8 protein-coding genes are annotated in these 11,468 nt (G+C 35.9%); 4 read left to right on the top strand and 4 right to left on the bottom strand.

The window, feature by feature from the left end; genetic code table 11:
* The first annotated feature begins 37 nt into the window (after window positions 1-37).
* Window positions 38-967: a Nudix family hydrolase gene (locus tag ABXT49_RS00850; RefSeq protein ID WP_416652341.1), complete on the top strand. Its 930-nt coding sequence runs from the start codon at window positions 38-40 to the stop codon at window positions 965-967.
* Here ABXT49_RS00850 and ABXT49_RS00845 read toward each other — a convergent pair.
* Window positions 964-1,230 carry a glutaredoxin family protein gene (locus tag ABXT49_RS00845; RefSeq protein WP_416652338.1) on the bottom strand — a complete coding sequence of 89 codons (267 nt, stop codon included), beginning with the start codon at window positions 1,228-1,230 and terminating at the stop codon, window positions 964-966. The two genes, ABXT49_RS00850 and ABXT49_RS00845, sit on opposite strands and share 4 nt — an antisense overlap.
* A gap of 88 nt (window positions 1,231-1,318) precedes the next feature.
* Window positions 1,319-2,071 (bottom strand): peroxide stress protein YaaA, encoded by a 753-nt coding sequence (gene yaaA, locus ABXT49_RS00840; protein ID WP_416652335.1) that lies wholly within the window; start codon window positions 2,069-2,071, stop codon window positions 1,319-1,321.
* A 126-nt stretch (window positions 2,072-2,197) separates the two neighbouring features.
* Here yaaA and gltB point away from each other — a divergent pair, with 126 nt between their 5' ends.
* Window positions 2,198-6,715 carry a glutamate synthase large subunit gene (gene gltB / locus ABXT49_RS00835; RefSeq protein WP_416652333.1) on the top strand — a complete coding sequence of 1,506 codons (4,518 nt, stop codon included), beginning with the start codon at window positions 2,198-2,200 and terminating at the stop codon, window positions 6,713-6,715.
* Here the strand turns inward: gltB and ABXT49_RS00830 are convergent.
* Window positions 6,712-6,894 carry a DUF6726 family protein gene (locus ABXT49_RS00830; RefSeq protein ID WP_416652330.1) on the bottom strand — a complete coding sequence of 61 codons (183 nt, stop codon included), beginning with the start codon at window positions 6,892-6,894 and terminating at the stop codon, window positions 6,712-6,714. The two genes, gltB and ABXT49_RS00830, sit on opposite strands and share 4 nt — an antisense overlap.
* A gap of 2 nt (window positions 6,895-6,896) precedes the next feature.
* Window positions 6,897-7,379 carry a type 3 dihydrofolate reductase gene (gene folA / locus ABXT49_RS00825; RefSeq protein WP_416652329.1) on the bottom strand — a complete coding sequence of 161 codons (483 nt, stop codon included), beginning with the start codon at window positions 7,377-7,379 and terminating at the stop codon, window positions 6,897-6,899.
* A 56-nt stretch (window positions 7,380-7,435) separates the two neighbouring features.
* On the opposite strand from folA, the gene ABXT49_RS00820 reads away from it, so the two are divergent.
* Together ABXT49_RS00820 and mfd are read left to right on the top strand one after the other, a co-directional pair.
* Complete coding sequence (locus ABXT49_RS00820) at window positions 7,436-8,026, top strand: Maf family protein (RefSeq protein ID WP_416652328.1); 591 nt, start codon at window positions 7,436-7,438, stop codon at window positions 8,024-8,026.
* Window positions 8,023-11,451, top strand: coding sequence for a transcription-repair coupling factor (mfd, locus tag ABXT49_RS00815; RefSeq protein ID WP_416652326.1), 3,429 nt, complete (start codon window positions 8,023-8,025; stop codon window positions 11,449-11,451). The genes ABXT49_RS00820 and mfd overlap by 4 nt, the downstream gene beginning before the upstream one ends.
* The last annotated feature ends 17 nt before the right edge of the window (window positions 11,452-11,468 follow it).

Genomic DNA, 11,468 nt, shown 5'->3' with positions numbered 1-11,468 from the left:
AGAAAATGCATCCATCAAATAGCTAAAATTTAAAATCGTGCTTTATAAAAATACCAGTATTGAAGTAGTAGTTGGGATAATACACAATAGTAATAATGAGGTATTTATTGCTAAGCGTCAAAAAAATCAATTTATGGCGGGCTATTGGGAGCTTCCTGGCGGAAAAGTAGAGCCAGGAGAAGATCACCTTAGCGCAATCAAAAGAGAACTTTTTGAAGAAACAGGAATTACCGTTAAAGACTGTAAGTTAGTTCAAAAGATTCAGCATATCTATCCTGAAAAAACCATCAATTTATCGGTTTATAGTGTTGATGATTATCTTAGTGAACCATTAGGGTTTGAAGGACAAGAAATTACTTGGAGTAGTGCAGATAAATTCAAAAATTTCAAATTACTTCCAACTATGTGGAGAATTATTCATAAATTTTCACTTCCAAAATTTTATTGGATTACGCCTGACAATCATCAATCTGATATAGTCATTAACGAATGTAAAAAACAGTTAACTAATGGGGTTAAATTTATACAACTAAGAAGCAAGACTCATCTTGATCATACTTACATAAAAAAAATAAACAGGCTCTGTAAAAAAAATCAGGCAAAACTTATCCTAAATACACCAAACAAAACCTTTAATGAACCTTGTGATGGCTGGCACTTAACGAGTTTGGAGCTAATGTCATTAAAAGAAAGGCCAGTTATTGAAGAAAAACTAATTGGCGCATCAACCCATAACATTGATGAGGCCCTGCACGCAGAGAATATTTCTGCTGATTACATCAGCTTGTCACCAATAGAAAAGACACTGACTCATCCAGACTCTATACCTTTAGGATGGGAAGATGCCTCTGGCATTATTGAAAAGTGTAATTTGCCAGTTTTTTTACTTGGCGGGATGAAGAAAAATCTAGTTGAAAAAGCTTTGAGTATAGGAGCCCAAGGCGTTGCTGGAATTAGAGATATTTAAATGCGTGAACCAGTAATCTCAAAAACTTTATTATGAATATCTTCTTTGCTCATTTGTGCTAATCCATCAGACCCACCCTTACATAAGAGCTTATCATTTACAAAAATTTGAGGGACAGTTCTAAAGCCAGATTTAACAAAAAAGTCTCGCGCATCTTTGTCTTCTTGAATGTTGAGCGTTTCATATTCAATATCAAGATTATCGAGATAGTTTTTTGCTCTTGTGCAGTAAAAGCAAGAGTGCGAAGTATATACTGTAATCATTAGTAGTTTTTACACAGTAAAAGACTGGAAATAATACCAGTCAAAGGAATTATGCACGCCTTAAATAGTTTTACAAATATTGTGGGCTTTAGTCTCTGAGATAAACCCAAGAAGAGTCACTAGAAAGTTCTTTATCAAATCTATAGCCTTCATCGACAAAATCTTTTAGTCCCTCTGGACTCTTCAATCGATTTCGTATAATGTAATTCACCATCAAACCTCTTGCGCGCTTCGCATAAATACCTATAACTTTGTATACTTCACCTTTTTTTTCCTTAAACACAATATCCAAAACTTTCGCATTTAGTGTTTTTTTATCTACAGCTTTGAAGTATTCATTGGATGAAAGATTTACTATAAGATCAGACTCATCCTCATTGAGGACATCACTAATCTCAGTTCCCCAATACTCATAAAGATCCTTACCTTTAGAGTTAGAAAGCTTAGTTCCCATCTCTAAACGATAAGGCTGTATTAGGTCAAGTGGCCTTATAACGCCATAAAGGCCAGAAAGCATTCGAACACTTTCTTGCGCAAATTCAAGATCATCAGTTGACAAAGCTGGAGCATCAATTCCGTTGTAAACGTCTCCTTTAAAAGCAAGTATTGCTTGCTTTGCATTTTCTCGATTGAACGGCAGTTTAAACTTTTGAAAGCGATCAAAATTCAATTTAGATAATTTCTCACTCAATGACATCAGTTTAGAAATTTGAGATTGGCTTTTCTTTTTTAAAATGCTAACCAGTTCATTAGAGTTATCTAAGTTGCGAGTTTGAGAGTAAAAATCAACATCGCATTGAGAGAAATCTTGCGTTTTTGAAGGTGAAATAATTGCTAACATATTAGTAATAAAATAAAAATATTCTACCTTAATATCCCCACTATAACAATATAAGTAGGCAAATTTGGAGTTTAAAAATCAGCTAAAATAAGGTATTATATATTTTCAGTTTTACATTCAGTTTCCATGAAAAATAAACAATTACACCTCCCAAAGGCTCGAGGACTTTACCATCCTAATAATGAGAAGGAGAATTGTGGTGTTGGTTTTATTGCCAACGTCAAGAGTCATTCTTCTCATAAAATTACAAAAGATGCTTTAGAAATGCTCTCTCGTATGGACCATCGTGGTGCGTGTGGCTGTGAGGCAAATACTGGTGATGGTGCTGGAATCTTAACCAATATACCTCACGAATTTTTTTCTGAGGAAATTAAAACGCTATTTGGCATTGAAGTGAATGCTGGAAGTTATGGTGTTGGAAATGTTTTTCTACCTCAAGATAATAAAGAAAGTAAACATTGTATTTCAGTCATTGAAAAAGTTATAAAGGACGAAGGGCAAACTTTAATTGGTTGGCGTGATGTTCCTGTTGACTCTGATAAAGCAAATGTAGGAGATACAGCTCGTAACTCACAGCCAGTAATGAAACAACTTATTATTGGTAACTCAGAGAATATCAGTACAAAGGCTTTTGAAGGGGTTCTTTATATTATTCGAAAAAATGTCTCGAAGATTATTCGCACTGATGAGTCACTTTCTCAAGCATTGCTTTTTTATATTTGTAGTCTTTCTACTAGGGTAATTATTTATAAAGGCATGCTAATGGGCTCGCAGCTATTAGACTTTTATCCAGATCTAAATGATAAGAAATTCAGCACCTATTTAGCAATGGTTCACTCACGCTTCTCAACCAACACATTCCCTTCATGGGATCGTGCACAGCCTTGCAGGTTTATGGCCCATAATGGTGAAATTAATACTCGTCAAGGTAACTTCAACTGGATGAGGGCTCGTGAAGGAGTCTTAGAAAGTGAGATTTTTGGGGATAATTTATCAAAAACGTTACCCATAATTGAAACTGAAGTTTCTGACTCTGGTAGCTTTGATAATGTTCTAGAATTTCTATTAATGAATGGAAGATCTCTTCAGGAAGCGGTATTAATGATGGTTCCAGAAGCTTGGCAAAATGACACAGAAATGAGTCAAGAGAAAAAAGCTTTTTATGAGTATTTCTCAAATGTAATGGAGCCTTGGGATGGTCCGGCGTCTATTGCCTTTACAGATGGAAGATATATTGGAGCCGTTCTTGATAGAAATGGTCTTCGACCGTCACGTTATTATCTAACGCATGATGATCGTGTGATTATGGCATCTGAAGTAGGTGTTGTTGATGTTGCAACTAATAATGTTAAAACAAAGGGCCGCCTCAGGCCTGGAAAAATGTTTCTTGTTGACTTTGAAAAAGGCAGGTTAGTTGATGATGATGAGATTAAAAATAGCTTTGCGTCTAAAAACCCTTACGGTGATTGGCTAAAAGAGCAACAAATATCTCTATCTGATTTAAAAAATAATACTAGTGATAAAGGCTTTTTTCCAGATACACTTATCAACCGCTTACAAGCCTTTGGTTATAGCACTGAAACTCTTAAGTTTATGCTACTGCCTCTTGTAACTGAGCTGAGAGACCCAGTTGGATCAATGGGCAATGACTCGGCACTTGCGTGCCTTTCAGATCAGTCAAGAATAATTTATGACTACTTTAAACAGCTTTTTGCTCAGGTTACTAATCCAGCTATTGACTCAATTCGTGAAGAAGTTGTGATGTCCTTAAGCTGCTCAATTGGCCCTGAAGGAAATTTACTTACTAATAAAGCTGAAAATGCAAACCGATTAATCATTGATCACCCAATTCTAACAAATGAAGAAATATCCTCAATCAAAGAGTGCAATCATCGAGGATGGACAAGTAAAACAATTGATATCACCTATGACATAAATGAGGGCCAAAGCCTAAGTAAAATGCTTGACTCAATTTGCTCACAAAGTACAGAAGCTATTAATGATGGTCATAGCCTTGTCGTATTATCTGATAGAAAAATTGACTCTCGCCGAAATGCAGTAAGCGCACTCCTAGCATCTTCTGCAGTTCACCGGCATTTAGTGGCCACCCATAAGCGAACTCAAGTTGGAATAATTATTGAAACTGGTGAGGCTAGAGAAGTTCATCACTTCTGCCTATTGACGGGCTTTGGTGCAGATGCTATTAATCCATACCTAGCTTTTGAAGCCTTATGGCAAGCAAGAAGAGATAACTTAGTAAATCTAGAAAATGATGAGGCTATAGTCAGTGCATATCGTAAGGCAATAGCAAAGGGAATGCTCAAAGTGATGGCTAAAATGGGCATTTCAACACTTGCTTCATATAAGGGCGCTCAAATCTTTGAGGCTGTTGGTTTATCTGATGAGGTCATGCATAAATGCTTTTTCGAAACGGCGAGTCGCATTAGTGGTGTTGGATTTGACGTCATTCAAACTGAATCTGAACAGCAACATAAAAAAGCATTTCTCTCAAACTCGCTCAATAATCTTGGTCATTATGCTTGGCGAAGTGGTGGTGAAAAACATATGTGGGAGCCAGAAACTATTACAAGCTTGCAGCAGGCTGCTAGAAGTAATGATCAACATGCTTACTGGGAATTTGCTAAAAAATCTAATGAAGAGGGCACTAGAAATTGCACTCTTAGAGGGCTCATGTCATTTAAATCAGGCACCTCAATTGATATTGATAAAGTTGAATCAGCAAAAGAGATTGTCAAAAGATTTGTTACAGGAGCAATGAGCTTGGGCTCAATATCTCCAGAATCCCATGAATCTCTTGCAATTGCTATGAATCAAATAGGTGGTAAATCAAATACTGGTGAGGGTGGAGAAGACCCAAATCGCTGGACTCCAGATGCCAATGGAGACTCTAGGCGAAGCGCGATTAAGCAAGTGGCCTCTGGTCGATTTGGTGTTACCATTGACTACCTAAATAATGCTGATGAACTCCAAATTAAGGTTTCACAGGGCGCCAAACCTGGTGAAGGTGGGGAACTTCCTGGTGGCAAGGTGGATGATTTTATTGCCAAAATACGCTGCTCAACTGCAGGTGTTGGTCTAATTAGCCCACCACCGCATCATGATATTTATTCTATTGAAGATTTATCACAACTTATTTTTGATCTTAAAAGATCTAATCCTGCAGCTCGAATTAGTGTCAAGCTAGTTTCTGAAGTTGGTGTAGGAACTGTTGCTGCAGGAGTAACTAAAGCAAAATCAGATCATATTGTTATTGCTGGACATGATGGTGGAACTGGCGCATCTCCGTTAACCTCAATTAAACATGCAGGACTTCCTTGGGAGCTAGGCGTTGCTGAAACTCACCAAACACTGGTAATGAATGATTTGCGCTCAAGAGTAGTTATTCAAACTGATGGGCAACTAAAGACAGGTAGAGATGTTGCAATAGCTGCATTATTAGGGGCTGAAGAGTTTGGTTTTTCTACAGCACCACTTATAACATTAGGCTGCATTATGATGCGGAAATGCCATCTCAATACTTGTCCAGTTGGCATTGCAACTCAAGACCAAGTCTTACGTAAAAAGTTTACTGGTAAGCCAGAACATGTCGTTAATTACTTGTTTATGGTGGCAGAGGATTTACGTATTATTATGGCGGAACTTGGGTTTAAAAAACTAACTGACATGGTTGGCCGAGTTGATGTGCTTGAGATGAACAAAGCAATAAATCACTGGAAGCAAGACTCAATTGACCTTAGTAAGATATTAACAACTGCTGATAATCAATATAGGAATGCGGGCACCTATCAAACTATAAAACAAGACCATCAACTCAATGATCAACTGGATCATGATTTAATTGCTAAATCAAAAAAGGCTATTGAAGGAAATGGTAAAGTTAAATTTAAATCAATCATTTCTAATGTTGACAGAGCTGTTGGCGCTATGCTTTCCTCACATATTGTCAAAACTAGAAATGGTAATAATCTAAAAAATGGCTCAATAGATATTGATTTTAAAGGGTCTGCAGGTCAGTCTTTTGGGGCATTTCTTGCAAATGGAGTAACTCTATCGATTGAGGGTGATGCTAACGATTATGTTGGTAAGGGCCTGTCTGGTGGCCGGATTGTTATTTATCCACCAAAAGATTCCACCTACTTAGCGCATAATGAAATTATTGCTGGAAATGTTTGTGGATATGGTGCTACTGGAGGTGAAATGTATTTATCAGGACAGGTTTCAGAGCGTTTCTGTGTCAGAAACTCTGGACTGATTGCTGTTGTTGAAGGAATTGGCGATCATGGTTGTGAATATATGACAGGTGGGCGCGCAGTAATACTGGGCGAAGTTGGTCGTAACTTTGGCGCCGGGATGAGCGGCGGAATAGCCTTTGTATATAATCCTAACCTAACTCTTCAGGGGAGGTCTAATTCATCTACGATAGACTTTGATCCAATGGATAAAGAATCCACTTCAGAGTTATTTGAATTTATAACCAATCATTTCGAATTGACTGGCTCAAAAATAGCTGAAAAAATACTCAGCAATTGGAATGAAGAAATAACTCATTTTGTTAAAGTAATGCCAAAAGCTTTAAAAGAAGTTCTTGCGGCTAAAAGTAAGCAGTTACTTCAAGCAAGTTAAATAGGTATTGCGTCGATTACATCAGCGCTTGCGCCCAAGACACTATTTACTCCATCACCAACTACTGGTATTACAGATACAACTGCTCCAGTAACCCTCATAGGAACAGTAACAACTTTAGTAAAAACGCAGCCTGATAGGTACAAAGCTATTAAACCAAATAAAATAATATTTTTCATGATTACCTCTCTAAGACGAGAAAGTGATAAGCATGCTGATTCGATGCATCAGGAAGATGGGACTCACAGCTAACTTGGTGCCAATCAGCCTCATCATATTCTGGAAAATAGATATCCCCATCAAATTTACCTTCAATTTTTGTAATATAAAGTCTACTAACTCGGGGCAATAATTGCTCGCAAAGACTTGCTCCTCCAATGATCATTACCTCATCTTCATCTTCAGTGATTGAGAGGACATCATCAATGCTAGATAAAACTTCACAACCTGTGATTAAAGTTTTTGAATTTCGAGAAATTACAATATTACGACGATTTGGTAAAGGCCTGCCAATAGAGTCATATGTTTTTCGACCCATTACAATTGACTTTCCCGTAGTAATTTTTTTAAAATAAGCAAGATCTGCAGGAAGATGCCATGGCAACTTATTATCTTTACCAATCAGACGATTTTCATCCATTGCGACTACTATTGATAAGCTCATAAATTCTGCCTGATTGAAGTAAAATATTAGAATATTTTACAATTTTTAAACTTCTAGTGTCACTCATTCTAGCCTCATCGTCGCCATTTAGAAAAGCTATTTTAGAGAAGCTTCGTATTGACTTTAAAGCAGCATCGCCAAACATTAATGAAAGAAGAAAAAATGGCGAGTCTCCTTTTAATTTAGTTAATCGCTTATCTAAAGAAAAGGCTCTAGAGGTAGCCAAATCTCATTCAGGTTTGATTATTGCATCAGATCAGGTAGCTACCCTTGGTAATGGCAATAATGAATATGATGAAATATTTACTAAGCCAGGTAGTCATGAGAATGCTTTTTTGCAGTTGAAGAAAAGCTCTGGCAAAACTATTACATTTCTTACTGGATTGGCTCTCTTTAATACTGAAACCTTAAAAATCCAAACTCATGTTGAGCTTTTCAAAGTTACCTTTAAACAGCTTTCTGATAATCAAATTTTGTCCTATCTAAATAAAGAAGATGTTCTTAATTGTGCTGGTAGTTTCAAGTCTGAAGGACTAGGAATTGCATTATTTAGTAGTATGGAGGGCAATGACCCTAACAGCCTAATTGGACTGCCAACAATCCAACTTATTAAAATGCTAGCTAAGGAAAATGTTCATATCTTATGAGCATTTTATATTCAGAAGAATTTAAGCCTTTCTCATCTGGCTTAAAAAATTACTGGGGATCTCTGTATGGTTCCTCTGAAGCACTAGCACTTATTGAATTTGCTGAATCTCAAAAGCAAGTAGTGCTCTATATTGCAAAAGATATTACTCATTATGATGAGGTTAGAAAAGCACTCAATTTTTTTAACACCTCTTTAGAAATATTAGATTTTTCAAGTTGGGAGGTTTTAGCTTTTGACCATTTCTCACCACATCCAGATATTGTCTCATCGAGGTTAGAAACACTTTCAAAACTACCCTCTCTTAAATCTGGCATCGTAATAACAACACTTGAGACGTTATCTCAAAGATTATGTCCAAAAAATTATATTGAAATATATAGTCTTCACCTAAAAATCAAACAAAATCTTGAGATTAAGTCATTTTCTGAAAGTCTTATAAAAATAGGATATCGCAGAGTTACAACTGTAATGGAGCAAGGTGAGTTTTGCATTAAGGGCGCCCTAATTGATTTGTACCCAATGGGCACTAAAAATCCATATCGAATTGACCTATTTGATAATGAGATAGATTCGATCAGATCTTTTGATACATCTTCGCAGAGGTCAATTGAAATTATTAAAGAAATCAAACTACTACCAGCTCGAGAATTTGCAACAGATAGTGATAGCATTTCAATCTTTAAAGATAACTATTTATCGGAATTTGGAAATACTGATGGTTTCATTTATAGCGAAGTTAGTGAAGGACGTTATCCAGGTGGAATAGAATTTTATTTACCTTTATTTTTTAAAAAAACTGAGACTCTATTTGATTATATTTTGGGTGAGCCTGTAATTTTTTATCAAAAAGGACTTAACGAAGCAATGGAGTTTCAAGCTAAAGAATTATTAGAGCGCTTTGAATATTGTAAAGGTTCATTAGAAAGACTCCCTCTAGAAATTAATAAAGTATTTTTAAACACTGAAAGATTTTTCAAAAAACTTTCAGATAAAAAACAAATACAAATACAAAGCTCAAAAATAGAAAAAGAAGAAGGCTATAACTTCTCATCTTCTATCCTTCCCCCGCTTAAAATAGAAGCCCAAACAAAAAAGCCACTTAATAAGTTAATTAAGTTTATTGAAAATTTTGATGGGCAAGTATTAATCGTTTGTGAATCAGAAGGCAGGCAAAGTGTTCTCACTGATCTGCTTTCTTCTCACCAACTTAAAGTGAACGACTGCTCTCATTGGAGTGACTTTCATAGTCAAAATAATAGGCTCTGCATTACTAATGCAAGTCTTAGTGAAGGCGTTCTTTTTGAGAAGATTGCAATTATTACTGAAAATAATTTGTTTGGAAAAGATGCTGTAAAACAGCGGAGAAGACGAAGAGCAAAACATAAAGATTTTGATGAAGCAATTAAAAGTCTTGTTGAGATTCAGTTAGGTGATCCTGTCGTTCATGAGCATTATGGTGTTGGCCGATATTTAGGACTTAAAAGTCGAAGTTTTGATGGCAATCAACAAGATTTTCTGTCACTTGAGTATGCAAATGGCTCAGTACTAATGGTTCCCATTGCAGCGCTTAACCTTATCTCTAGATACTCTGGCGCAAGTTCAGATAACGCCCCTCTTCATAAGTTGGGAAGTCAGCAGTGGACCAAAGCAAAAAGAAAGGCAGCAGAAGCACTTTATGATGTTGCCGCTGAACTATTAGAAATTTATGCAAAGCGTCAATCTCAAAAAGGATTTGCTTATCCAGTGCCAAATGACTCTTATAGCTCTTTTGTATCCAGCTTCCCATTTGAGGAAACACCAGATCAATTAAAAACAATGGATGATGTTCTTTTAGATATGCAATCTGAAAGACCAATGGATCGACTGGTCTGCGGAGATGTTGGGTTTGGTAAAACTGAAATTGCAATGAGAGCAGCTTTTATAGCTGTTGAATCTGGTAAGCAAGTTGCAATTCTTGTTCCTACGACACTTTTAGCTAACCAACATGAACAAACTTTTAATGACCGCTTCTCCAAATTTCCAATTGTAATTAAATCTCTTTCAAGATTTCAAAACACAAAAGAACAAAGTGAAATTAAATCTCATCTTAATGATGGAAAGATTGATATTATTATTGGGACTCATAAACTGATTCAAGGAACTATTAAATATCATAACTTAGGTTTAATTATTATTGATGAAGAACATCGATTTGGCGTAAAGCAAAAAGAAGCACTTAAAACAATCCGCGGTCAAAGTGATATATTGACAATGACTGCAACTCCCATTCCTAGATCATTAAACATGGCGTTAGGCTCACTTCGAGAAATGTCAATTATTGCTACTCCTCCAGCTAAAAGAACAGCAATACAGACCTTTGTTGATGAATGGGATAAAAATACCATCAGGGAAGCATGTTCTCGTGAGTTGCATCGAGGTGGGCAAATTTTTGTTGTTCATAACGATATTGATACAATTGATAATATGGCAGAATCTTTGAGCGATCTGATGCCAAATCTTCAAATTCGAATTGCACACGGCCAAATGCCAAGTAAAGAACTTGAACAAATAATGGCTGATTTTTATCATCAGCGCTTTCAGCTTTTAGTTTGCACTACAATTATTGAAACTGGAATTGATATTCCAAGCGCTAATACAATTATTATTAATAATGCACAAAACTTTGGGCTTGCCCAGCTTCATCAACTTCGAGGTAGGGTTGGTAGATCTCATCATAAGGCATATGCTTATCTTATAATTAAGTCTCATCAGTCAATTACAGCAAACGCAAAAAAACGACTAGATGCTATAGCTTCACTAGAAGAGCTTGGGGCCGGATTTATGCTAGCAAATCATGACCTTGAGATTAGAGGTGCGGGAGATCTTTTGGGAGAAAATCAAAGTGGTAAAATATCAGAAATTGGGTTTAATTTATATCATGACTTATTAAAGCGAACTATTCAAGCAATAAAAAACAATACTAAATTTGATATTAAAGATGCATTAGTTGAAGAAGTTGAAATTAATTCAGGCATTGCTTGCATCATTCCTGATACTTATCTACCAGATGTCCATGAGAGGTTAATTCTCTACAAACGAATTGCAAGTGCTGGAAATGATGACGAATTAAAAGACCTAAAAATAGAAATGATTGATCGCTTTGGCCTCCTTCCAGATCAAACTAATAACCTATTTGAATCGACCTCATTAAAAATACAATCTAAGGAAATAGGGATACTTAAAATTAATATTTATGATGAGAAATTAGAAATAACTTTAAATGAAAAAAATCTCATTGATACATCAAAAATTATTAATTTAATTCAAACGAAACCTCAGCAGTTTCAATTAAAAAATAAAAATACTCTAATTTCTAATGAAACTATGGAAGCCGACTTTTCTCGCATTAGAGGCGCAAGTAAACTAATAGAGAGTCTAGTTTAGAATAACCAAAAATTCTA

Origin of the sequence: Candidatus Pseudothioglobus sp. Uisw_086 (assembly GCF_048085745.1) — a bacterium.
In the GTDB taxonomy this organism is placed as follows: domain Bacteria; phylum Pseudomonadota; class Gammaproteobacteria; order PS1; family Pseudothioglobaceae; genus Pseudothioglobus.
Note: the sequence above shows the minus strand (reverse complement) of the source record. Positions and strands in the feature narration are given on the sequence as shown.